This window comes from Sphingomonas sp. NFR15 (genome assembly GCF_900103265.1).
GTDB classification, from domain to species: domain Bacteria; phylum Pseudomonadota; class Alphaproteobacteria; order Sphingomonadales; family Sphingomonadaceae; genus Sphingomonas; species Sphingomonas pollutisoli.
The window spans coordinates 59,625-83,710 of record NZ_FMWX01000010.1 but is presented as its reverse complement, the minus strand read 5'-3'; the positions used below and the strand labels follow the sequence as shown (position 1 = coordinate 83,710).

The following is a 24,086-nucleotide window of genomic DNA, read 5'->3' as shown; positions in this document are numbered from 1 at the left end:
AGGTGGTGCGGAACTACACCACCGTCAGCTCCAGCTTCCCGTCGCCCTCCTCGACGCGCACGGTCGCGCCGTCCTTGACCTCGCCGCGCAGGATCAGGTCGGCGAGCGGGTCTTGCAGATAGCGTTGCACCGCGCGCTTCAAGGGCCGCGCGCCGTATACCGGATCGTAACCGACCCGCCCCAACCACGCGCGCGCGCCCTCGGTGAGGTCGAGCGTCACCTTGCGGTCGGCGAGCAGCTTGTCGATGCGCGCGACCTGGATGTCGACGATCGGCGCCATCTCGCTCTGCCCCAGACGGTGGAACAGCACGATCTCGTCGAGCCGGTTGAGGAATTCGGGGCGGAAGTGGCCGCGCACGATCTCCATCACCTGCGGCTCGACGCTCGCGACGTCCTGCCCCTCTTCCAGCATCGTCAGATACTGGCTGCCGAGGTTCGAGGTGAGCACGATGATCGTGTTGGTGAAATCGACGGTGCGGCCCTGCCCGTCGGTGAGCCGCCCGTCGTCGAGCACTTGCAGCAGCACGTTGAACACGTCGCCATGCGCCTTCTCGACCTCGTCGAACAGGATCACCTGATAGGGGCGCCTGCGCACCGCCTCGGTCAGCACGCCGCCTTCCTCATAGCCGACATAGCCGGGAGGGGCGCCGATCAGCCGGGCGACGGCATGCTTCTCCATGAACTCGCTCATGTCGATGCGGACCATCGCCGAGGGGTCGTCGAACAGGAATTCGGCGAGCGCCTTGGTCAGTTCGGTCTTGCCGACGCCGGTCGGCCCCAGGAACAGGAAGCTGCCCATCGGCCGATTGGGATCTTGCAGCCCCGCACGCGCACGCCGCACCGCGGTCGAGACCGCGCGCACCGCCTGCGCCTGGCCGATCACGCGCTTGCCGAGCGCCGCTTCCATCTGGAGCAGCTTCGTGCGCTCGCCTTCGAGCATCCGCTCCATCGGGATGCCGGTCCATTTGCTGACCACCGCGGCGATATCGTCGGCGGTGACTTCCTCGCGCAGCATCGCGCCCTTGGCGGCGCCCTGCGCCTCCTCGAGCTGGCGCTGGAGCTGGGGGATGCGCCCGTAGGACAGTTCGCCCGCGCGGGCGAGGTCGCCGGCGCGCTGCGCCTGGTCGAGTTCGAGCCGGGCGGCGTCGAGCTGCTCCTTCAACTTGGATTCGGCGGCGATCTTGTCCTTCTCACCCTGCCAGCGCGTGGTGAGTTCGGCGGATTGCTGTTCGAGATTGGCGAGTTCGCCCTCCAGCGTCGCGAGCCGCTCGCGCGAGGCGTCGTCATTCTCGCGGCGAAGCCCCTCGCGCTCGATCTTGAGGCGGAGGATGCGGCGGTCGAGCGTCTCGATCTCCTCGGGCTTGCTCTCCACTTCCATGCGGATTCGGCTGGCGGCCTCGTCCATCAGGTCGATCGCCTTGTCGGGCATGAACCGATCGGTGATGTAGCGGTTGCCGAGCGTCGCCGCCGCGACGATCGCGCCGTCGGTGATGCGGACGCCGTGGTGGAGCTCGTATTTCTCCTTGAGGCCGCGCAGGATCGAGATCGTATCCTCGACGGTCGGCTCGCCGACGAACACCGGTTGGAAGCGGCGCTGGAGTGCTGCGTCCTTCTCGACGTACTTGCGATATTCGTCGAGCGTGGTCGCGCCGACGCAGTGCAATTCACCGCGCGCGAGCGCCGGCTTCAACAGGTTGGAGGCGTCCATCGCGCCATCGGTCTTGCCCGCGCCGATCAGCGTGTGCATCTCGTCGATGAACAGGATGATGTCGCCCTCGCCGGCCTTGACCTCGTCGAGCACGCCCTTGAGCCGTTCCTCGAACTCGCCGCGATATTTGGCGCCGGCGATCAGGCTGCCCATGTCGAGCGCCATCAGCGTGCGGTCCTTGAGCGTATCGGGCACGTCGCCATTGGCGATGCGCAGCGCGAGCCCTTCCGCGATCGCGGTCTTGCCGACGCCGGGTTCACCGATCAGCACCGGGTTGTTCTTGGTGCGGCGCGCGAGGATCTGGATGGTGCGGCGGATTTCCTCGTCGCGGCCGATCACTGGATCGAGCTTGCCGTCGCGCGCCGCCTGCGTCAGATCGCGCGCGAACTTCTTGAGCGCGTCGTAGCGATCCTCGGCCGAGGCGGTGTCGGCGGTGCGGCCGCCGCGCAAGGTGTTGATCGCGGCGTTGAGCGCCTCGGGCCTGACGGCGGCGGCTTGCAGCGCCTTGCCCGCCGCGGTGTTGAGCGACAGCGCGAGCGCGACCAGCAGCCGCTCGACGGTGACGTAGCTGTCGCCGGCTTTCTGCGCGATCTGCTCGGCCTGGTCGAGCACGCGGACGAGATCATTGTCGATGCCGGGCGAACCTTGCGCGCCGCTGCCCGACACCGCCGGGATCTTGGACAAAGCGAGATCGGTTTCGCTGAGCGCGCGCTTGGCGTCGCCCCCGGCGGACTGGATCAGCCCCGCGGCCATGCCCTGCTCGTCCTCGAGCAGCGCCTTCAAGAGATGTTCGGGCGCGATCCGCTGGTGGTTCATGCGGATCGCGACGGTCTGTGCCGATTGCAGGAAGCCCTTGGCGCGGTCCGTGAATTTTTCGAGATTCATGTCGGTGAAATCCCTCCTTTGATGGCGCGCGATATGGTGTTGCCATTTTACAACACAAGGGGCGGCAGCGATTGGACGCATGGGTTCGTGCATGGTAGCGCGCGACCGATCCATCGGATGAAACCATGCGTCTCACATCTCTCGCATTTATCGGCTCCTTGATGTTCCTGACCCAGCCCGCCGTCGCGCGGACCGAAACCAAGCCCGCCCCGATCGCGGCCCTGATCCGGCAGGTCGATATTCCCTATACGCAATTTACCCTAGCCAATGGGTTGCGCGTGGTGGTCCATACCGATCGCAAGGCGCCGATCGTCGCGGTGAGCGTGTGGTATGACGTTGGATCGAAGTTCGAGCCCAAGGGCAAGACCGGGTTTGCGCATCTGTTCGAGCATCTGATGTTCAACGGCAGCGAGAACGCGCCGGGGGATTTCTACGCGCCGCTCAAACAGGCCGGCGGCACCGACATGAACGGCAGCACCTATTACGACCGCACCAATTATTACGAGACGGTCCCCAGGACCGCGCTCGAACGGGCGCTGTTCCTCGAGAGCGACCGGATGGGCTATCTGCTCGGCGCGGTGACGCAGGCGACGCTCGACCGCCAGCGCGGCGTCGTCCAGAACGAGAAGCGGCAGGGCGACAACCGGCCCTACGGGCTCGTCCAGTACAAGCTGACCGAGGGGCTGTTCCCGCCCGGCCATCCCTATGGCCACACCACGATCGGATCGATGGCCGACCTCGACGCCGCCAGCCTCGACGATGTGAAGAACTGGTTCCGCGCACATTACGGCCCCAACAACACGGTGCTGGTGCTGGCCGGCGATATCGACGCGGCGAGCGCCAAGCCGCTGGTCGAAAAGTATTTCGGCGCGATCCCGCGCGGGCCGCAGAATCTCGCGCCCAAGGTGGAGATCCCGACGCTCGCGGTGGCCAAATCCGAGGTGATGACGGACCGCGTCGGCGCGACGATGCTGCTGCGCGCCTGGACGGTGCCGGGGATCAACGACACTGATTCGACCGCGCTCGACGTCGCGGCGGGGGTGCTGGGCGGGCTGTCGAGTTCGCGGCTCGACGATATCCTGGTGCGCAAGGAGAAGCTGGCGGTGCAGGTCAGCGCGTATAACGCGAGCTTCGCGCAGCTCGGCACCTTCACCGTGCGCGCGGTGGTGCGGCCGGGGGTCGATGCGGCGCGGGTGGCGGCGCGGCTCGACGCGATCGTCGCCGATTTCCTCAAGACCGGGCCGAGCGCGGACGAGGTCGGGCGCTATGTCACCGAGCGCGTCTCGGCGACGATCGCCGGGCTCGAACGGGTCGGCGGCGGCGGCGGCAAGGCGGTGACGCTGGCCGAGGGCGCGCTCTATTCGAACGATCCCGGCTTCTACAAGAAGCAGCTCGCCGATCTCGCGGCGCAAACGCCCGCGCATGTCCGCGCGGTGGCGGCGCGCTGGCTGTCGCGGCCGGTCTATGCGCTGACGGTCGCGCCGGGCGCGCGCGACGCTTATGCCGAGGCGGTGGTGCCGCCGCCCGCGCCGGTCGCCGCCAAGGTCGAGCCGCCGGTCAAGGGCACGCGCGGGGCCATGCCGCCGGCGGGGGCGGCGATCGACCTGACCTATCCCAAGATCACGCGCACCCGGCTCGGCAACGGGATCGAGATCGTCTATGCGCAGCGCGGCGCGGTGCCGTTCACGCGCGCGGTGCTGAGCTTCGATGCCGGTTATGCCGCCGATGTGGCGGGACGATCGGGCACCGCCGGCTTCGCGCTGGCGATGCTCAACGAGGGCACCGCGACGCGCGATGCCACCGCGCTCGCCGAAGCGAAGGAGCGGCTCGGCGCAGGAATTGGCATGGGGATCGGGGCCGACCGCACTTCGGTGTCGCTCAGCGCACCGAGCGTCAATCTCGCGCCGGTGATCGACCTGGTCGCCGACATGGTGCGCCATTCCGCGTTCGCGCCCGCCGAGATCGAGCGGAAGCGCGCCGAACTGCTCGCCGGCATCGCGCAGGAGCTGACCGATCCGGGCGCGCTCGCCAACCGCGTGTTGCCGCCGTTGCTGTACGGCGCGGGCTCGCCCTATGCCAAGGCCAATGGCGGCGGCGACCCGGCCGCGATCGCGGCGCTGAGCCGCGACGACCTGATCGCGTTCAACGCCGCGTGGCTGCGCCCCGACACCGCCAAGCTGTTCGTGGTGAGCGACCTGCCGCTCGCCGACGTGGCGGCGGCGTTCGAGCGCGGATTCGGCGACTGGACCGCGACAGGCGCGCGCGGGGTGAAGACGTTCACCGCGCCCGCGCCGGCGACGCCGAAGATCGTGCTGGTCGACCGCCCCGATTCGCCGCAGTCGATGATCCTCGGCGCGGTGCCCAACCACCTTGCCGGCACCGACGAACTGCTGCCGCTGATCGTCGCCAACGATGCGCTCGGCGGCGGTTTCCTCGCGCGGATCAACATGAACCTGCGCGAAGACAAGCATTGGGCGTATGGCGCGAGCGGCAGCATCCAGCGGATCCAACATGCCGCGCCCTATCTGGTCAGCGCGCCGGTGCAGGCCGACAAGACCGGCGCGGCGATCGCCGAACTGCGCAAGGAGCTGACCGGCTATGTCGGCGCCGCGCCGATGACGCAGGCCGAGTTCGACCGCGCGATCGCCGACGCGACGCGGTCGCTGCCGGGCAGTTTCGAAACCGCGCAGGCGCTGCTCGGCGGCATGCAGAACAACGATCTGTGGCAGCGCCCCGACGAGTATTATGCGACGATCACCGCGCGGTACCGGGCGTTGACGCTGCCCGAGGCGCGGGCGGCGGCGCGTGCGGCGATCGATCCGGCTCGCGCGCTGTGGATCGTGGTCGGCGACGCGAAGGTCGTGCGGCCGCAGCTTGACAGCCTTGGCCTGCCGGTCGAGGTGATCCCCGCCGCATCGGTCGCGACGATGCGCCGGGCGGCCGGTTTACAGGAGTGACGTGATGGCGACGGTCGATGGACAGTGGAATATCGTGGTGCGCACGCCGCTCGGCGAACAGAAGGCGATGCTGAGCGTGGCGAGCGCGGGCGCGAGCTTCACCGGCAACCTGAGCGGCGCGCTCGGTTCGGTCGAGGTCAAGGACGGCAAGGTCGATGGCGACACGATCGCCTGGGTGATGTCGATCACGTCGCCGATGGCGATGACGCTCGAATGCACCGCGACCGTCGATGGCGACACGCTGACCGGATCGGTCGGCGCGGGCGTGATGGGGAGCTTTCCGGTTTCGGGGACGCGGGCGTAAAGCGGGACGGATCGCCCTCGCCCTTACGTCGACTCGCTCCTTCCTCCTGCAAATCAGTGAGGGAAGAAGCATCCCTTGATTTGTACATATACCTGTACATATAAGCGTCCAATGGAGGCTTATATGCAGGTTGTGACGTACACGGACGCGCGCGCCAATCTCAAGGACATGATGGAGCAGGTCGTCGAAGACCATGAAGAGGTCGTCGTCACGCGCAAGAACGGCAAGCCGGTGGTGATGGTGTCGCTCGATACGTGGAACGCCATCCAGGAAACGATGCACCTTCTGTCCACCCCGGCCAATGCGCGCGCGCTGCGTGAGTCGATCGCGCAGCTCGATGCGGGCAAGGGTGTCGAACGGAACTTGATTGCGCTGGCCGACGCGTGAGGCTGGTCTTTTCGGACTTGGCCTGGGAGCAATATCAATATTGGATAAACGCCGATCCCAAGGTTTTCGAGAAGCTCAACGCGCTTATCACCGAATGCCGGCGCAGCCCGTTCAAGGGCAAAGGCAAGCCCGAGCCGCTACGCGGCGACCTGTCGGGATGGTGGTCGCGGCGCCTCACCGAGGCGGACCGGCTGGTGTACCGCATTTCGGGCAAGGCGCCCGACCAGCAGCTCGAAATCGCGCAATGCCGATTCCACTATTGAACCTCAAGGGGTAGCGCGCGCCGGCGATTTGGCCTTTCGCCTGCTCCCGCCACGGCTTACCAACCGTGCATGCTCAAGCACATCCTGCGCATCGCCCTGATCCTGATCGTCGTCGCGATCCCGGTCGGCTATTGGATCAGCCGGCCCGACCAGGCGAAGCTGCCGCTCGAGGCGGTGACCGGCAAGCGGCCCGAGATCAGCCAGCCGCGCAACCAGATGTTCCCGACGACGCGGATCGCCAAGCCGGTCGGCTGGGGCAACGCGATGCCGACGCCGGCGGCTGGCCTTCAGGTGCAGCCGTTCGCGCGCGATCTCCAGCATCCGCGCTGGCTCTATCGTCTCCCCAATGGCGATGTGCTGGTGGCGGAGACCGATTCGCCGCCGCGCGAGGTGCGCGGCGTCAAGGACTGGATCATGGGTCTGCTGATCGGCTCGGCGGGGGCGGACAGCGGCTCGGCCAACCGCATCACGCTGCTGCGCGACGCCAATGGCGACGGCGTGGCGGAGAGCCGCACGGTGCTGATCTCCGGGCTCAACTCGCCGCTCGGCATGGCGCTGGCGGGGGGGTATCTCTACATCGCCAACACCGATGCGCTGGTGCGCGTGCCGTTCACCCCCGGCCAGACCAAGATCACCGCCAAGCCCGAGACGATCGTGACCTATCCGGGCGGGGGCAACCATTGGGCGCGCGGGCTGCTCGCGGCGCCCGACGGGTCGCTGTACGTCTCGGTCGGATCGTCGAGCAACATCGCCGACGATGGGCTCGATGCCGAGAAGAACCGCGCGAACATCCTCCAGGTCGATCCGGTCCACAAGGCGTTCCGCATCTATGCGGCGGGCCTGCGCAACCCGCAGGGGATGGCGTTCGAGCCGCACGGCGGCGGGCTGTGGGTGGTCGTCAACGAACGCGACATGATGGGATCGGACCTTTCGCCCGATTACATGAGCCAGGTCGAGCTGGGCGATCACTTCGGCTGGCCGTGGTTCTACTGGGGCGGCTATATCGACCACCGCGTCCAGCCCGAGAATCCGGCGTTGCAGGAATATTCGAAGCGGCCCGATTACGCGCTGGGGCCGCATGTCGCAGCACTCGGCCTGACCTTCGCGGGCGACGCCAAGCTCGGGCCGCGCTTCGCCAATGGCGCGTTCGTCGGCGAACATGGCTCGTGGAACCGCGTTCCGCCCTCGGGCTACAAGGTCGTTTACGTGCCGTTCGCGGACAACGGCTTTCCGGCCAAGGGCGCGCGGCCGGTCGACCTGCTGACCGGGTTCCTCAACGACAAGGGCCAGGCGCGCGGGCGCCCGGTCGGGGTCATCACCGACAAGACCGGCGCGCTGCTGGTGGCGGACGATGTCGGCAATACCGTCTGGCGGGTGAGCGCCAAGACCGCCGGCTGATCGCCCCGGCGCGCGGCGCTGGCGCGGATGTTGCAGGAATGTATCAGACGCGCGTGATTCGTCGCGACGCGAAAACCGGAGTTTACGAAACCCCGCGAACCGCCGATATTCGCGACGATATTCGACCCGGACGCAATTCGGGCGTGTCAGTGTCGGCGTGAGGGGATGATGGGGACGAGTGTTACCACGAATACGGCCAAAATGGCCGAGAACTGGCGCGTGGCGATGACCGCGCTGTGCAATCAGTTCCTGACGACGCAACGCACCTTGTCGGAGACGATCCAACTCGGCCCATCCGAGACGCTGATCTTCCTGACGATCTCGGTCGCCAATGTGCAGCGCGTGATGCGCGAGCGCGCGATCCCACCCGAACTGCGCGGCACCACGCCGCTGCCGCCCGAGGCGATCGTGCCGATCTCCCGCAACGCGATCTCCGCCGCCACCGGGCTGCCGCGCGAAACGGTGCGGCGGCAGGTCGCCAAGATGATCGCGCGCGGCATCGTCGTCGAAGACCCGCGCGGGGGCGTGACGCCGCCGCCCGACATCATCTCGGCGGGCGGGTTCGAGCCGGTGCTCGAAGGGCTGATGACCGAGTTCGCGCGCACGGTGGAAGCCCTGTGCCGCACCGGCGCGCTGGCGGTGCGGCACGACTGACGCGCCCCCGAAGACGACAGGTCACGCCTCCACCGTCAGCGCCTCCAGCGTGATGCGCGCTTGCCCGCCCGCGCGCGCCACGCCCGCCACCGCCAGATCGGCGACGAGGCCGTGGCGGATGACGAGATCCGCCTCGGGCAGATCGGCGAGCCAGCGGTCGAGCGCGTGACCCGCCGCGCCGGTGAGCCACAGGGTATGGCGCGCGCCGGCGAAGGTAACGCTCGCCCAGCGCTCCCATGTCGCATCGGCGATCGTCACCGCGCACCCGGCGCGCGCCGCATTGGCGACGAGCGCGCGTTCGAGCCGCGCGCCGGCATCGGGACCGCGGCTCATTGGCCGCGCTCCCCGATGAACGCCTCGATCCGCGCGACCATGCGCGCGCCCGGCTCGCGCCCGCGCCGCAGATCGTGAACCAGCCGCGGGTCGCGCACCGCCATCCGCCCGAACCGCGTCGGCGCCATGTTGGTCGCCTTCAGAAATCGATCGATCTTGCCCAGAATCATCACCTGTCCGCCTCCTCGACTCGCTTTATGTTCCGTTTTTGTTCTCGCATTTCCAACTTGTCTAGGAAATTTCCTAGGCTATGCTGGCGGCATGGCGCACGACGACATCCGAGCACGGCTGGCGGCGCTGATCGCGGCGAGCGGGCACAGCTATGGCGCGCTGTCGCGGATGCTCCGGCGCAACGACGCCTATCTTCAGCAATATGTGAAGCGCGGCACCCCGCGCGTGCTCGCGGAGGCCGACCGGCGGCTGCTCGCCGCATTCTTCCGCGTCGACGAGGCCGAGCTGGGCGGCCCGGCGGCGGCGGCGCCGAGCGTGGCGATACGGCGGCTGGAGATCGCGGCGTCGGCAGGTCCGGGCGCGCTCGCCGAGGAGGACCGGGCGGGCGGCGCGGCGCATTTCGACCCGCGCCTGCTCGCGCAGCTCGGCGTCCGCCCCGCCGATGCCGCCGAGATCCGCGCGCGCGGCGATTCGATGGCGCCGCTGATCGAGGATGGCGACCTGATGCTGGTCGACGAGCGCGACCGGCGGGTGCGCGATCAGCCGGCGGTGTTCGTGATCCGGCTCGACGGGGTGTTGCTGGTCAAGCGGGTCGCGCGGGCGGGGGCGATGCTGCGCATCACCAGCGACAATCCGGCGGCGGGGACGATCGCGCCACAGGCGCCTGACGCGGTCGAGGTGATCGGGCGGGTGGTGTGGCTGTCGCGCGCGCTGCGGTAGCGTGGAGCGCGCGGCCGCGCGGACCGTGACGCCGGTACTACCGGCGCCGGTCGATCAGCCAGACCGCGATCGCCATGCCCGCGCCCGCGCCGAGGCCGAGCAGCAGGCCCTTGCTCGGTTCGCCGAGGAACAGGCCGGCGAACGCGCCGACGAACGCGCCGATCGCGATCAGGACGCCGCCGGCGGCGGGGGATTTGCTTGCCATGCGGCGGGCTCTGCCATGTCCCGCCGCCGGACGCCAGCGTCCCGTCGCGGGACCGGCGGTACGCCGCGCGTCCGATGCGTTTACCACCGTGCGCCGCCGCGCGCGCGGCGATGCGGTTCATGGCATGATCCGTGTGTGTCCGCCCCGCGCACTTTCGCGGGAGGGTTCGAATGGCGGATATGCCATGGCTGGAGCATCGCAGCGACGTCGCGGACGCAGCGACGCTGATCGCCGCGTTCGGCGAGGATGCCGGGTTCGAAGCGGCGGCGCGCGCCGAGCGGAGCCGCGATCTCGGCAATCACATCCACTTCCGCCGCTGGCGGCAGATCGAGCGGCTGATCGTGCTGATGGCCGCGCAAGGGGCGATCGGCACGGTGCAGTGATTGCGGTTTCGCCACCCCGCCCGCGCACCCGCGCGCACATGGGCCATACCGTGCCCTGATCGCGGTTGAACGCCAGCGATAAACGCTTGTTGGCCGGGCGCCGGCCGGGCTAGGACAGCGGGCATGACGTTGTCGCTCGGGCAGCGGGGCGCGGCGTATGGCGCCGCCGCGGTTTTGCTGGTGCTTGCCTGCCCGATGGCCCGCGCGCAGCAATCGGCCGCGCCCGCGCCGGAGCCGCCGCCCCCCGCCCCGCAACCGCCGGTCAAGGAACCCGCGCTCGATCCGCAGTCTCCGCTCGCGCCGCTGCCGGGGCTCGGCGTCGACTGGCCCGATCTCGGACCCGCCGCCGCCCCCGCCGCCACGCCGGCGAAGGCGCAGGCAAGCGGGGGCGACACGCGCTACACCTATCGCGTCGACGGGATCGACGCGATCGCCTCGCCGCTGCTCCGCCAGCGGTTCGATCAGCTTTCGACGCTCAAGACCAACGAGGGCCAGCCCGCCAACGCGGCCCAGCTCGACCGCCGCGCGCGCGAGGATGCCGCCCTGCTCACCGGGCTGCTGCGCGCGGAGGGCTATTATGACGCGAGCGTCGCGACGCGCGTCGACCCCGGCACCGGCCGCCTGCTGGTCGTGCTCGATGCCGAGCCGGGCGCGCTCTACACGTTCGGCGGGGTGCGGGTGACGGGGCTCGACGCCACGGGCGATGCGGCGGCGGCGCTGCGCGAGGCGTTCGGCGTCAAGACCGGCGATCCGGTCAACGCCGACACGATCGCGGGCGGCGAGGCGAAACTGCGCACCATGATCGGCCAGCGCGGCTTCCCCTTCGCGGTGGTCGGCGATCCCGAGATCGTGGTCGATCACGCCGCGCATACCGCGACGCTGGCGATGACGGTCGCGCCCGGCACCGCGCGACGCTTCGGCAAGATCGTCGTGCCGGCGGGCAAACACGTGTTCGACGCGCATCATATCGCCGAGATCGCGCGCTTCACGCCCGGCAAGCCGTTCGACGACGTCGCGCTCGCCGATTTGCGCCGCGCGCTGATCCAGACATCCTTGGTGTCGAGCGTCACGATCAAGCCGGTGCCGGCGAGCGACCCCGATCTGGTCGACATCCTCGTCGCGACCGAACCGGCGCCGCCGCGCACGATCGCGGGCGAACTCGGCTATGGCACCGGCGAGGGCGCGCGCGCGGAGGTGAGCTGGACCCACCGCAACCTGTTCCCGCCCGAGGGCGCGCTGATCCTGCGCGGTGTGCTCGGCACGCAGGAACAGCTTGCCGGCGCGACCTACCGCCGCAACAATTTCCACGCGCGGGACCGCGTGCTCACGGTCCAGGCGACCGCCTCCAATCTCAAGCGCACCGCCTATGAGGCGAAATCGGTGTCGCTGACCGGCAGCCTGGAACGCCAGACCAACATCTTCTTCCAGAAGAAATGGACATGGTCGATCGGCGGCGAGCTGACCGCGTCCGACGAGCGCGACGTGATCGTCTCGACCGGCGCGCCGCGGCGGCAGACCTATTTCATCGGCGCGCTGCCGACGACGCTCAGCTACGACGGATCGGACGATCTGCTCAATCCGACGCGCGGCTTCCGGCTGGCCGGGCGGTTCTCGCCCGAAGTGTCGCTGGAGAAGAACGTGTTCGCCTATGCGCGCATACAGTTCGACGCGAGCGCGTACAAGCAGGCGGCGGCCGGCGTGGTCGTCGCCGGGCGCATCCGGCTCGGCACGATCGCGGGCGCGCCGCGCGACGCGATCGCGCCGTCGCGGCGCTTCTATTCGGGCGGCGGCGCATCGGTGCGCGGCTATGGCTATCAGGATATCGGCCCGCGCGACCCCAATAACGATCCGATCGGCGGGCGCTCGCTCAGCGAATTCTCGCTGGAGGCGCGGGTCAAGACGTTCGGCAATTTCGGCGTGGTGCCGTTCTTCGACGGCGGCAACATCTATACCACGCCGCTGCCCAAATTCTCCGGCTTCCGCTACGGCGCGGGGCTTGGCGTACGCTATTATTCGAACTTCGGGCCGATCCGCATCGACGTCGGCACGCCGGTCAACCCGCAGAAGGGCGATCCGCGCGTGGCGGTCTACGTCTCGCTGGGACAGGCGTTTTGAGCGACGCGGAGGAGACCCCCGCCCCGCCGCCGCCCCGCGCCAGGCGGAGCTGGCGGCAGCGGATCGCGAATTTGCTGGTGGTGGTGCTCGCGGTGCTGACGCTCGGGATCGTCACGCTCGATTCGGACATCGGCCATCGCTTCGTGATCGACCGGATCGGCGCGCTGCGCCCCGCCAACGGGCTGCGCTACAGCCTCGGGCGGATCGACGGATCGCTATTCTCGCGCGCGACTTTGGTCGATTTCCGGTTGCGCGACCCCAGGGGGCTGGTGTTCTACGCGCCGCGCGCCGAGCTGCGCTGGTTGCCGCTGGCGTGGCTGCACAACCGGCTCGACATCACCAGCCTCGTCATTCCGCAGGCCCGGCTGCTCAAGCTGCCGCAGACGCTGCCGACGGCGCGCACCGGGCCGATCCTGCCCGGCTTCGACATCCGCATCGGCACGCTGCGGATCAACCGGCTGATGGTCGCGCCGGCGATCACCGGGGTCGCGCGGCGCGGGCGGTTGCGCGGGCGGGCGGATATCCACGATGGGCGGGCGCTGGTCGATCTCGACGCGGCGGTGGCGGGGAGCGACACGCTCCGGCTCAAGCTCGACGCGCAGCCCGACCGCGACCGGTTCGATTTCGACCTCAGCGCACGCGGCGCCGCCACGGGGGTGCTCGCCAAGGCGAGCGGGTTCGCGCGGCCGATCGCGGCGGAGGTCCACGGCGACGGCCGGTGGCGCGCGTGGCGCGGCCGCGCGATCGCCGATGTCGGCAGCGTGCGGCTCGCCGACCTGACGCTCGGCAACCGCGCGGGCCGCTATGCACTGGCCGGGACGCTGACGCCCGCGCCGCTCACCCACGGCAAGCTGCAGCGGCTGAGCGGCCCCCGCGTCATCGTCAACGGCGCCGCGACGCTCGCCGGGCGGCGGCTGACGGGCGCGCTCGATCTGCATTCGGCGTCGCTCGCGCTGCACGGCGAGGGCGCGCTCGATCTCGCCGCGAGCGCGTTTCGCGACACGCGCGTGCGGGTGCGGCTGCTCCAGCCCTCGGCGCTGTTCCCCAACATGACCGGGCGCGCGATCGAGCTGCGCGCGATCCTCGACGGCGCGTTCGCGACCGCCGGGTTCGACTATCGCCTCTCCGCCGAACGGATGGCGTTCGACCAGACCGGGTTCGAGAGCGTGCGCGCCGCCGGCAAGGGGCATTTCTCGCCCGCCCCGGTGGTGGTGCCGATCCGCCTCACCGCCGCGCGCGTGACCGGGATCGGCGACGTCGCCGGCGGCATATTGCGCAACCTGTCGATCGACGGGGTGCTGCGCGTGACGAGCAAGCTGGTGACGGGCGACGATCTCAGGCTCGCGTCGGACAAGCTCAACGGGCGGGTGTCGCTGCTCGTCGATCTCGTCAACGGCCATTACGAGGTGGGGCTGAACGGCGGGCTGTCGCGCTATCTGATCCCCGGCCTGGGCATGGTCGAGGTCAATTCGTCGCTCCATGTCGTGCCCGGGCCGGGCGGGCGCGGCACGCGCGTGATCGGCAAGGGCAGCGCGCGGATGCTGCGGCTCGACAACGCCTTCTTCCGCTCGCTCGCGGGCGGGTTGCCGGGGCTGGTCACCAACCTCGAACGCACCACCGACGGGGTGCTGCACTTCACCAATCTGGTGCTGACCGGGCCGCAGATCCGCATCACCGGCAACGGCATCCGCCGGCGCGACGGCACGTTCCACTTCGAGGGCAGCGGGCAACAGGCGCGCTATGGCCCGCTGACGATCAAGCTCGACGGCAAGATCGACAAGCCGACGCTCGATCTCGTCTTCACCCAGCCCAACGAAGCGATGGGGCTGTCGAACGTAGCCGCGCATCTCGATCCGACCCCGGCGGGCTATGCCTTCGCCGCGCACGGCGGATCGCGGCTCGGGCCGTTCGACGGCGAGGGCGAGATCCTGTTGCCCAAGGGCGGGCAGGCGGTGATCCAGATCCAGCAGCTCAACGTCAGCGGCACGCGCGCACACGGCGATCTCGCGATCGTCGAGGGCGGATTCGACGGCAAGGTCGCGCTGGTCGGCGGCGGGCTGGCGGGAGACCTGATGTTCCGCCCGCAGGACGGGCAGCAGCGGATCGACGCGCGGATCGACGCGGCCGCCGCGCGGCTGGCGCAGGCGGTGACGGTGCGGCGCGCGCATCTCGACCTTTCGGCGGTGTTCGATCCCGACGGCACCTCGATCGAGGCGACCGCGACCGCATCGGGCATCCGGCGCGGATCGCTGGTGATCGGCCGCACCGCGATCCACGCGGCGCTGCGCGGCGGCAGCGGCGAAATCCGCGCGTCGATCGCGGGATCGCGTGGGCGCGCGTTCGATATCCAGAGCGTGATCGCGGTGACGCCCGACCGCTATTCGGTGTCGGCGCAGGGCACGCTCGACCGCCGCCCGCTCGCGTTGGTCGGCCCGGCGGTGTTCACGCGCGACGAGGATGGCTGGCGGCTGGCGCCGGCCAAGCTCAGCTTCGCGGGCGGCAGCGCCGATCTGTCGGGCCATTTCACCGGCGCCGCCAGCGCGGTCGATGCGACGCTGACCAGCATGCCGCTGGCGGTGCTCGACATCGGCTATCCGGGGCTTGGGCTGGGCGGCGAAGCGTCGGGCAAGCTCGCGTTCGTCCAGTCGCGCGGCGCCGCGCCGACGGGCAAGATCAACATGACCGTGCGCGGCCTCACCCGATCGGGGCTGGTGCTGTCGTCGCGTCCGGTCGATGTCGGCATCGCCGGTATCCTCGAACCCGGCAAGGCGGCGGCGCGCGCGGTCGCGGCGAGCGGCGGCAAGACGGTGGGGCGCGCGCAGATGCTGCTGACCTTGCCGGGGGGCGACGATCTCGCCGGCCGCCTCGCGCATGCGCCGCTGTTCGCGCAGCTTCGCTACGACGGGCCGGCGGATACCTTGTGGCGGCTGACCGGCATCGAACTGTTCGACCTGAGCGGGCCGGTCGCGATCGGCGCCGATGTCGGCGGCACGCTCGACAACCCCCGCATCAGCGGCGTGGTGCAGGCCAAGGGCGCCAAGATCGAGAGCGCGACCACCGGCACGGTGCTGACCAACGTGATCGCGAGCGGGCGGTTCGGCGGATCGCGGCTGGTACTCGACCGGCTCGCCGCCGATGCCGGCAAGGGCGGGCGCGTGACCGGATCGGGCAGCTTCGATCTCGCCGCCGCCAATGGCTTCGGCATCGATCTGGCGGTGCAGGCGCAGAACGCATTGCTCATCAACCGCGACGATATCGCCGCGACCGCGACGGGTCCGCTCACCTTCAAGTCGGACGGGTCGGGCGGCACGATCGCGGGCAAGGTGACGCTGACCAAGAGCCGCTACCGGCTCGGCCAGGCGAGCGCGGCGAGCGCGGTGCCGCAGCTCAACATCCGTGAGATCAACCTGCCCGGCGGCGGCGAGGAAGACGATCGCCCGCGCAAACCGTGGAAGCTCGCGGTCCACGCGCATGCGCCCAACAATCTGCTGGTGACCGGGCTTGGCCTGCGCAGCGAATGGTCGGCCGATCTCGACATCGGCGGCGCGCCCGACAATCCCGCGATCACCGGCCGCGCCGATCTGGTGCGGGGCGACTATCAGTTCGCCGGGCGCGAGTTCCAGCTCGATCGCGGCAAGATCCTGTTCCAGGGCGAGGTGCCCGCCAACCCGGCGCTCGACATCGCCGCCAACGCCGATTCCACGGGTCTGTCGGCGACGATCCGAGTCACGGGGCCGGCGCTCAAGCCCGAGATTTCGTTCACCAGCACGCCCGCGCTGCCCGAGGACGAATTGCTCTCACGGCTGCTGTTCGGCACCTCGATCACCAATCTGTCCGCGCCGGAGGCGTTGCAATTGGCGTCGGCGGTGGCGGCGCTCCAGAACGGCAAGGGCGGGCTCGACCCGATCAACGCGGTGCGGCGGGTGGCCGGGCTCGACCGGCTGCGCATCCTCCCCGCCGACCCGCAGACCGGCGCGGGCACGTCGGTGGCGGCGGGCAAATACGTCACGCGGCGGCTGTTCGCCGAGATCATCACCGATGGGCAGGGCTATTCGGCGACTCAGGTCGAGTTCCAGGTGACGCGCTGGCTGTCGGTGCTGTCGACCATCTCGACTTTGGGGCGGCAAAGCGCCAACGTGCGGGTTTCCAAGGATTATTGATTGTTTTCTGCCACCATCTGTTCGCACTGAGCGAAGTCGAAGTGCGTACCGCGTGCCCCAGCGTGTGGGGCACGTGCTTCGACTGCGCTCAGCACGAACGGACTTTTTTAAAAGTTTTCCCCCGGAGTATCCTATGCGTCTTTACCTCGCCGCCGCCCTGCTGGCGTCGGCCGCCACCCCCGCGCTCGCCGCGCCGACGCGCAGCTATGGCGATCTCGCGCTCGCCCCGCGCGGCGACCGGATCGCCAGCATCGACGCGGTCGGCGCGGCGCATGGCGTCATCACCGTGCGCGCGGCCAATGGCCAGGTGGTGCGCACGCTCGATCCCTGCGCGGCCTGCACCTATTCGGACGTGACGTTCGCGCCCGACGGGCGGCTCGCCTGGCTCGCGCGCGACAAGGCCGCGGGGACCGTCACGCTCGGCATCGAGGACGGCAAGGCGACCCGCACCGTCGCGACGATCGCGGGGGTCGCCGAGACGCCGCGCTTCTCGCCCGACGGCACGCGGATCGCGCTGCTCGTCACGCTCGGGGCGGCCAAGGAGATCGGCGCGAACCAGGCCGGGGTGCGGCAGGTCGGCGAGATCGGCGAGAAGAACGACGAGCAGCGCATCGCGGTGTTCGATCTCGCCGGCCCGGCGGTCGCAGCGGCGGCGGTCAAGCCGCTCTCGCCAGCCGGCCGCTATGTCTATGAATATGCCTGGACGCCCGACGGCCGCGGCTTCGTCGTGACCAGCGCGCTCGGCAACGGCGACAACAATTGGTGGGTGGCGACGCTCGACCGGATCGACGCGGCCACCGGCGCGGTCCGCACCATCGCCAAGCCGACGACGCAGATCAATTTTCCGCGCGTCTCCCCCGATGGCCGCGAGGTCGCCTTTATCGGCGGGTTGATGAGCGATTTCGGCTCGGTCGGCGGTGACGTGTGGAGCGTGCCGATCACCGGCGGCACCCCGCGCAACCTCACTGCGGGCGCCAAATTCACCGCCACCTCGATCGCGTGGACCGGCGCGGGCGTGCAGGGCACCGCGCTCGGCGGCAGCGACCTATCGCTGCTGTCGGTCGGCGCGCGCGCCGCCACGCTCGGCTGGCACCGCCCGGCGAGCTTCGCGGCGGGCGACGGGCGGGTCGCGTACAGCGCCGACGGCAGCCGCGTCGCGATGGTGGTGCAGGATTTCACCCACGCGCCCGCGATCTACGCCGGGCCGGTCGCGGCGCCGGTGCAGATCACGCATGACAACGACACCGCGCCTGCGCTCGCCACCGCGCGCAGCATCACCTGGAAAAACGACGGGTTTGACGTGCAGGGTTGGCTCCTGGCACCGCGCGCCGCCGGCACCGGCAAGGCGCCGATGGTGACGATCGTCCACGGCGGCCCGGCGGCGGCGAACGTGCCGTCCTATCTGCCCCCCGACAGCACCAGCGGCACGTTGCTCGCGGCGGGCTATTACGTGTTCCTGCCCAATCCGCGCGGCAGCTACGGGCAGGGCGAGGCGTTCACCGCCGCCAACAAACGCGATTTCGGCGGCGGCGACCTGCGCGACATCCTGGCCGGAATCGATGCGGCGGAGAAGGCCGCGCCGATCGACGACGCGCGGCTCGGGCTGACCGGCGGCTCCTATGGCGGGTTCATGTCGATGTGGGCCAACACCCAGACCAACCGGTTCAAGGCGATCGTCGCGGGGGCGGGGCTGTCCAACTGGGTGAGCTATTACGGCACCAATGGCATCGACCAGTGGATGCTGCCGTTTTTCGGCAAGACGCTGTACGACGATTACAAGGCGTATGAGGCGGCCTCGGCGATCTACTTCATCAAGAATGCCAAGACCCCGACCTTCATCTGGGCGGGCGAGCGCGACATCGAGGTGCCGCCGACGCAATCGACCGAATATTGGCATGCGCTGAAAGATCTCGGCGTGCCGACCAGCCTGGTGATCTACCCCGACGAAGGCCACGGCGTGCGCGCGCCCGCCAACGCCAAGGATCTGCGCGCACGGACGGTCGCGTGGTTCGACCGGTATCTGAAGTAGCGGATCCGGGTGGGGCAGGTGCTGACGGGGCGCGTGATGCGGGCCGTGGTGTGCGGGGCACGTGCTTCGACTTCGCTCAGCACGAACGGGTTATCCAGACCGTTCGTGTCGAGCGAAGTCGAGACACCTGCGCTCCGGGCTGCCCCTCGACTTCGCTCGGGGCGAACGGGGGTGGGTTAGGCCGCCCGATCCAGCCGCCGACCTAGCGCGACGAAGATCGTAATCAGAACGGGCACCAGAATTATCGAGAGAACGACTTTTACCAACATCTGACCGCCCATAAGCCAGCCGATCGCGCCTGTTCCAAACGCGATGGTGATGAAGAGTAATGTATCGACGATCTGGCTGAGCACGCTTGCAACTGCGGCGCGCACCCAAAGCAGCGAATTACCCTCCTGCCCCTTGAGCCAAGAAAAGATCGTGACATTGAGTATTTGAGACACACCATAGGCAACGATACCGCCGAGCCAGATCCAAGGCGTGGCGCCCATCATCGTGTTGAAAGCAGCCAATCGATCCGCAGGCATTTCCGGTGCGGCAGGCAAAGCAAGGACAAGCAGCGTTAAGATCACGGACGTCACCAGCGGGACGAAACCAACCAAAACCAAGAGGTTCGCTACCTTGCGTCCGTGCAATTCGGCGACGGCGCTGGACGTCGCCACAAGCAGCAGGAAGGCGAAAATCCCGGCTTCAATTGCGAGTGGGGGCAGGCCCAACACCGGGCCAAGCTGGGAAATCGGTCCCAACGTGACCTGTTTGTTGCCGAGCACGCCCGCGATGCAGACCATGCCACCGTAGAAGATCGACAGGAAGAAGAGCGAACGCGGGATCGCGAGAGGCGGCTTTTGCATCCGCCGCACGCTACCGTGTTTCGGGCGCGGGTCAAACCAGCCGTCGCCCCGGCGGAGGCCGGGGCCGCTGCGTTTGAGGCAACCGGCCCGCCAAGTTACGCACCGGCCCCGGCCTCCGCCGGGGCGACGATGGACCGGGCGCGCGCGATTGCGTACAGCGCCGCGATGAATCACATCTCCGACCGCCGCACCTTCGCGATCATCTCGCATCCTGACGCCGGCAAGACCACGCTTACCGAGAAGCTGCTGCTGTTCGGCGGCGCGATCCACCTTGCCGGCGAGGTCAAGGCGCGCGGCGCGGCGCGGCGCGCGCGCTCGGACTGGATGAAGATCGAGCAGCAGCGCGGCATCTCGGTCACCTCCTCGGTGATGACGTTCGAGCGCGAAGGCACCACCTTCAACCTGCTCGACACGCCGGGCCACGAGGATTTCTCGGAAGACACCTATCGCACGCTGACGGCGGTCGATTCGGCGGTGATGGTGATCGACGTCGCCAAGGGTATCGAGAGCCAGACGCGCAAATTGTTCGAGGTGTGCCGGCTTCGCAACGTGCCGATCATCACCTTCGTCAACAAGGTCGACCGCGAGGGGCGCGAGGTGTTTGCGATCCTGGATGAAGTGGCCGAGCTGCTCCAGCTCGAAGTGACGCCGATGACCTGGCCGATGGGGATGGGCAGCGATTTCGAGGGGATATTCGATCTGGTCACCAACCGGCTGCTGCTGCCCGAGGGCGCGAGCCGCGAGTTTCAGGGCAAGGTGATCCAGACCAGCGGCATCGACGACCCGCAACTCGACGCGATCATTTCCGCCGGCACGCTCACCAAGGTGCGCGAGGATGTCGAGCTGGCGCAGGTGGGGTATCCGGAATTCGATGCCGAAGCATATCGGCGCGGCGATCTGACGCCGGTCTATTTCGGCTCGGCGCTCAAGGAGTTCGGGGTCGATTCGCTGATCGACGCGCTCGCGTCGTTCGCGCCGCCGCCGCGCGCGCAGCCGGCCGAGCCCGCCGCGGTCGATCCGGCGCGCGACGAGGTCACCGGGTTCGTGTTCAAGGTGCAGGCCAACATGGACCCCAACCACCGCGACCGCATCGCCTTCATGCGGCTGTGTTCCGGCACGTTCAAACGCGGCATGAAGCTGACCCCGACCGGGCACGGCAAGCCGATCGCGATCCATTCGCCGATCCTGTTCTTCGCCCAGCAGCGCGAATTGGCGGACGAGGCCTATCCGGGCGACATCATCGGCATCCCCAACCACGGCACGCTCCGGGTGGGTGACACGCTCAGCGAGCGCGCTGACGTGCGCTTCACCGGGCTGCCCAATTTCGCGCCCGAAATCCTGCGTCGTGTCCAGTTGAAAGACCCGACCAAGACCAAGCAGCTCCGCAAGGCGCTCGACGACATGGCTGAGGAAGGCGTCACCCAGGTGTTCTACCCGGAGATCGGCTCGAACTGGATCATCGGCGTGGTCGGGCAGCTCCAGTTGGAAGTGCTGCTGTCGCGGCTCGAGGCCGAATATAAGGTCGCCGCGAGCCTGGAGATGGCGCCGTTCGAGACCGCGCGCTGGGTGTCGGCCGAAGACCCGGCCGACCTCAAGGCGTTCGCCGATCTCAACCGCGGCGCGATGGCCAAGGACCGCGACGGCAACCCGGTGTTCCTCGCGAAATCGGCCTGGGAGGTCGGCTATATCGCCGACCGTTATGCCAAGGTGAAATTCGCGGCGACGCGCGAGCGCTAAGGCGGACCGCGCCCGGTCTCCCCGCGCGCCATCATCGCCGATGGTGCGCGAGAGCGGCCGGACGCGGCGCGCGTCACGTCAACTGCCGGCGGGCGGCGCGAGGGCGACCGTGCTGGCGACCGCCGGCGCGGACCTGCCGAACCACGCATTGGCCTGCGCCGCCTCGATGCGCATGTGCCGGATCTCCTGCGCCGCGGTTTCCGGCGTATCCGCGAACAGGACGCGCATGACGATCCGCTGATTGTGCGGCATGCCATCCGGGAGCGGATGGAGCGTGGCGATGCGGCGGACCGCGCGGAGGGCCGCCTGGTCGAGATCGGGCGCGCGCGACGATTTGTAGAGCTCGACATCGGCGGGCGCGCCGGTTTCGCTGCACCTGAACTTCACGGCGACGACACCGGTCGAATACCGGCCAAAAACGTCATGCGGGTAGGTAAGGTGTTCCTCGACCGCGCGATAGACGCGGTCCGACCATGCCGCCAGCGTCGGCGACTCGGTTGCGGCGGCGGCGGTGCGGCCGACCGCGCTCGATCCTGGCACGAGCGCCGCGAGCGCAATCGTACCGGCAAGGAATAGCGTGTTGATCTTCATGATGAGTGTCCACGTACTTGGGACAATTGGCTACGCTCATCGGAAGTTCGACCTTCCCGATCTTCGGACGAACAGCCAAAAGGGGACAGCGACCCCGATCTCTTGTCCTTCTCCCGTGCGGCGCGATACTCTCAAGATCAAGCTAAGCATAGTAATAAATCGACATCAGTATCATGCCGTAAGCGTCGGCGCGATATTACGGTTTTGTGTAGCAGATAATCTACAGCGACGGGTGATTTATACACAATCTATTGTATAAGTATTCGTCCTTATACGTATTTGTAACCTCGCCGCCGTTCTGAACGGAGATATCACCGGAGCGGGTGCGATCGCCCGGCGACAGGCGCGCGCCGCCTCGCGGCGGCGCGGGGAGGCGTGCTGGCACGTGGCGCGCACGCGCGACGGGCGGGGTGGTCAGGTGGCGGTGGTGTCGCGCGCCAGGGCATCCGCGAGCGACTCGCGCACCGCGCGCACCGCTTCGATCGTCGCGGCGCTGGCGGGCGTGCGCTTGCGTTCGTCGGCGAGCAGCGTCTGGACGCCGCGGATCGTGTACCCCTCCTGGTTGAGCAGGTGGTTGATCCGCAGCACCAGCGCGACGTCCTCGGGGCGATAATAGCGGCGGTTGCCGGCGCGTTGCAGCGGGCGGAGCTGGGGGAAGCGCGTCTCCCAATAGCGCAGGATATGCTGGGGAAGGCCGCTTTCGCGCGAGAGTTCGCCGATCGTGCGGAACGCGCCCGCCGCCTTGTCCCCGGCGGGTCTTCCGCCGGGTTCGCTTGCCGTGATGCCGCCCGCCACCGTCTCCGGCGGACCGGGAGGCACCATCAGCCGGCTTCCACGATACGATCGCGCATCATCTGGCTGGCGCGGAAGGTGAGGACGCGGCGCGGCGCGATCGGCACCTCGACCCCGGTCTTGGGGTTGCGCCCGATGCGCTCGCCCTTGTCGCGCAGCACGAAGGTGCCGAACCCCGAGATCTTGACGTTCTGGCCGTTGGACAGCGCCTCGCACATATGTTCGAGGATCTGCTCGACGAGCTTGCCCGAATCGGCGCGCGACAGCCCGACCTGGTGATGGAGCGCTTCGGCAAGATCAGCGCGAGTCAATGTTCCGGCAGTCATATCTTGTCCCTCCCCTTTCCCCAAAAGGTTGCCAAAGCGTAACACGACACGGATGCCGCCGGAAGGGGCTTAACCCCTCTGGCACAAGGAGATTTCGGGACATGCCGCCGCCGGCGCGCGGCGCGGCGGGGAAATGCCCGTCCTAGAAGCGCACCACCGCCGCGCCCCAGGTGAAGCCGCCGCCCATCGCCTCCAGCACGATCAGGTCACCGTGCTTGATCCGGCCGTCGCGCACCGCCGTGTCGAGCGCGAGCGGCACCGAGGCGGCGGAGGTGTTGGCATGGCGATCGACCGTGACGACGACCTTGTCGGGCGACAGGCCGAGCTTCTTCGCGGTGGCATCGAGGATGCGCGCATTGGCCTGATGCGGCACCAGCCAGTCGATCGCGTCCGGTGCGAGCCCGGCGGCCGCCATCGTCTCGGTCAGCACCGCCGCCAGATTGACGACGGCGTGGCGGAACACCTCGCGGCCCTTCATGCGCAGCTTGCCGACGGTGCCGGTGGTCGAGGGGCCGCCATCGACATAGAGCAACTGGTTGTGGCGGCCATCGGCGTGGAGCCGCACCGCGAGCACGCCCTGGGCATCGGCGGCGGCGTCACTTTCGCGCGCCTCGAGCACGATCGCCCCGGCGCCGTCGCCGAACAGCACGCAGGTGGCGCGGTCTTCCCAGTCGAGGATGCGGCTGAACGTCTCCGAACCGATCACCAGCGCGCGCCGCACCGCGCCCGCGCGAATCATGCTGTCGGCGACCTGGAGCGCGTAGAGAAAGCCCGAGCAGACCGCCGCCACGTCGAACGCGACGCAATCGTCGATGCCGAGCAGCGCCTGGATCTTGGTCGCGCTCGACGGGAAGGTCTGGTCGGGCGTCGCGGTCGCCAGCACGATGAGGTCGATGTCGCGCGCGGCCGCGCCGGCGGCGGCGAGCGCGGCGCGGGCGGCGTCGGCGCCGAGCGTGGCGGTGGTCTCATGCTCGTCGGCGATGTGGCGGAAGCGGATACCGGTGCGCTCGACGATCCATTCGTCCGAGGTGTCGACCGTTTCGGCAAGCTGCGCGTTGGACACCCGGCGCGCTGGCAGCGCGGAGCCGGTACCGGTGATGACGGCGCGAATCATGCT

21 protein-coding genes are annotated in these 24,086 nt (G+C 68.9%); 12 read left to right on the top strand and 9 right to left on the bottom strand.

Translation table 11 applies throughout. From position 1 onward, the window contains the following. Positions 1-13 precede the first annotated feature (13 nt). Complete coding sequence (gene clpB, locus BLS81_RS18595) at positions 14-2,593, bottom strand: ATP-dependent chaperone ClpB (protein WP_093226128.1); 2,580 nt, start codon at positions 2,591-2,593, stop codon at positions 14-16. 161 nt (positions 2,594-2,754) lie between these two features. On the opposite strand from clpB, the gene BLS81_RS18590 reads away from it, so the two are divergent. The 6 genes from BLS81_RS18590 (at position 2,755) to BLS81_RS18565 (ending at position 8,556) form a co-directional block, all read left to right on the top strand. Next, positions 2,755-5,550, top strand: coding sequence for a M16 family metallopeptidase (locus tag BLS81_RS18590; protein ID WP_256326334.1), 2,796 nt, complete (start codon positions 2,755-2,757; stop codon positions 5,548-5,550). Positions 5,551-5,554: 4 nt separating this feature from the next. After that, positions 5,555-5,854, top strand: coding sequence for a hypothetical protein (locus BLS81_RS18585; RefSeq protein ID WP_093226125.1), 300 nt, complete (start codon positions 5,555-5,557; stop codon positions 5,852-5,854). A 123-nt stretch (positions 5,855-5,977) separates the two neighbouring features. Then, positions 5,978-6,241 (top strand): type II toxin-antitoxin system Phd/YefM family antitoxin, encoded by a 264-nt coding sequence (locus tag BLS81_RS18580; protein ID WP_093226189.1) that lies wholly within the window; start codon positions 5,978-5,980, stop codon positions 6,239-6,241. Further along, positions 6,238-6,504 (top strand): Txe/YoeB family addiction module toxin, encoded by a 267-nt coding sequence (locus BLS81_RS18575; protein WP_093226123.1) that lies wholly within the window; start codon positions 6,238-6,240, stop codon positions 6,502-6,504. Before BLS81_RS18580 ends, BLS81_RS18575 begins: the two co-directional genes overlap by 4 nt. Before the next feature lie 69 nt (positions 6,505-6,573). Further along, positions 6,574-7,902, top strand: coding sequence for a PQQ-dependent sugar dehydrogenase (locus BLS81_RS18570; protein WP_093226122.1), 1,329 nt, complete (start codon positions 6,574-6,576; stop codon positions 7,900-7,902). Positions 7,903-8,103: 201 nt separating this feature from the next. Further along, on the top strand, positions 8,104-8,556 hold the full coding sequence (locus tag BLS81_RS18565; protein ID WP_093226120.1) for a hypothetical protein: 453 nt from the start codon (positions 8,104-8,106) through the stop codon (positions 8,554-8,556). A gap of 21 nt (positions 8,557-8,577) precedes the next feature. Here the strand turns inward: BLS81_RS18565 and BLS81_RS18560 are convergent, their stop codons facing one another. Next, positions 8,578-8,889: a hypothetical protein gene (locus tag BLS81_RS18560; protein WP_093226119.1), complete on the bottom strand. Its 312-nt coding sequence runs from the start codon at positions 8,887-8,889 to the stop codon at positions 8,578-8,580. Continuing rightward, the gene (locus BLS81_RS20910) at positions 8,886-9,062 is read right to left on the bottom strand and encodes a hypothetical protein (RefSeq protein WP_176787249.1); all 177 of its coding nucleotides are present in this window, start codon (positions 9,060-9,062) and stop codon (positions 8,886-8,888) included. Before BLS81_RS20910 ends, BLS81_RS18560 begins: the two co-directional genes overlap by 4 nt. 88 nt (positions 9,063-9,150) lie before the next feature. Between BLS81_RS20910 and BLS81_RS18555 the strand changes: the two genes are divergently transcribed. Next, positions 9,151-9,780 carry a S24 family peptidase gene (locus tag BLS81_RS18555; protein ID WP_093226117.1) on the top strand — a complete coding sequence of 210 codons (630 nt, stop codon included), beginning with the start codon at positions 9,151-9,153 and terminating at the stop codon, positions 9,778-9,780. 37 nt (positions 9,781-9,817) lie between these two features. Here the strand turns inward: BLS81_RS18555 and BLS81_RS20905 are convergent, their stop codons facing one another. Then, a complete protein-coding gene (locus BLS81_RS20905; protein ID WP_176787254.1) occupies positions 9,818-9,985 on the bottom strand; it encodes a hypothetical protein in 168 nt (55 codons plus the stop codon). A gap of 179 nt (positions 9,986-10,164) precedes the next feature. Between BLS81_RS20905 and BLS81_RS18550 the strand changes: the two genes are divergently transcribed. The 4 genes from BLS81_RS18550 to BLS81_RS18535 all read left to right on the top strand — a co-directional run bounded on the left by BLS81_RS18550 (position 10,165) and on the right by BLS81_RS18535 (position 18,672). Beyond that, positions 10,165-10,368, top strand: a complete 204-nt coding sequence (locus BLS81_RS18550) for a hypothetical protein (protein WP_093226187.1) — start codon at positions 10,165-10,167, stop codon at positions 10,366-10,368. Positions 10,369-10,491: 123 nt separating this feature from the next. Continuing rightward, positions 10,492-12,483 carry an autotransporter assembly complex protein TamA gene (locus BLS81_RS18545; RefSeq protein WP_093226116.1) on the top strand — a complete coding sequence of 664 codons (1,992 nt, stop codon included), beginning with the start codon at positions 10,492-10,494 and terminating at the stop codon, positions 12,481-12,483. Continuing rightward, on the top strand, positions 12,480-16,643 hold the full coding sequence (locus tag BLS81_RS18540; protein WP_176787253.1) for a translocation/assembly module TamB domain-containing protein: 4,164 nt from the start codon (positions 12,480-12,482) through the stop codon (positions 16,641-16,643). The genes BLS81_RS18545 and BLS81_RS18540 overlap by 4 nt, the downstream gene beginning before the upstream one ends. A gap of 133 nt (positions 16,644-16,776) precedes the next feature. Then, complete coding sequence (locus BLS81_RS18535; protein ID WP_093226114.1) at positions 16,777-18,672, top strand: S9 family peptidase; 1,896 nt, start codon at positions 16,777-16,779, stop codon at positions 18,670-18,672. 176 nt (positions 18,673-18,848) lie between these two features. Here the strand turns inward: BLS81_RS18535 and BLS81_RS18530 are convergent, their stop codons facing one another. Next, complete coding sequence (locus tag BLS81_RS18530) at positions 18,849-19,523, bottom strand: queuosine precursor transporter (RefSeq protein WP_093226113.1); 675 nt, start codon at positions 19,521-19,523, stop codon at positions 18,849-18,851. Between the two features lie 165 nt (positions 19,524-19,688). Here BLS81_RS18530 and BLS81_RS18525 point away from each other — a divergent pair, with 165 nt between their 5' ends. Next, positions 19,689-21,260, top strand: coding sequence for a peptide chain release factor 3 (locus BLS81_RS18525; RefSeq protein WP_093226184.1), 1,572 nt, complete (start codon positions 19,689-19,691; stop codon positions 21,258-21,260). A gap of 78 nt (positions 21,261-21,338) precedes the next feature. Here BLS81_RS18525 and BLS81_RS18520 read toward each other — a convergent pair whose 3' ends face one another. From BLS81_RS18520 to BLS81_RS18505, 4 genes are all read right to left on the bottom strand, one after another. Beyond that, entirely contained in the window at positions 21,339-21,851 is a 513-nt protein-coding gene (locus BLS81_RS18520; RefSeq protein ID WP_093226111.1) for an energy transducer TonB family protein, read from the bottom strand. A gap of 414 nt (positions 21,852-22,265) precedes the next feature. After that, positions 22,266-22,676 (bottom strand): MerR family transcriptional regulator, encoded by a 411-nt coding sequence (locus BLS81_RS18515; protein WP_371128306.1) that lies wholly within the window; start codon positions 22,674-22,676, stop codon positions 22,266-22,268. Next, positions 22,673-22,969, bottom strand: a complete 297-nt coding sequence (locus tag BLS81_RS18510) for an integration host factor subunit alpha (RefSeq protein ID WP_093226108.1) — start codon at positions 22,967-22,969, stop codon at positions 22,673-22,675. The genes BLS81_RS18515 and BLS81_RS18510 overlap by 4 nt, the downstream gene beginning before the upstream one ends. A gap of 142 nt (positions 22,970-23,111) precedes the next feature. Next, positions 23,112-24,083 carry a beta-ketoacyl-ACP synthase III gene (locus BLS81_RS18505; protein WP_093226107.1) on the bottom strand — a complete coding sequence of 324 codons (972 nt, stop codon included), beginning with the start codon at positions 24,081-24,083 and terminating at the stop codon, positions 23,112-23,114. Positions 24,084-24,086: the final 3 nt, after the last annotated feature.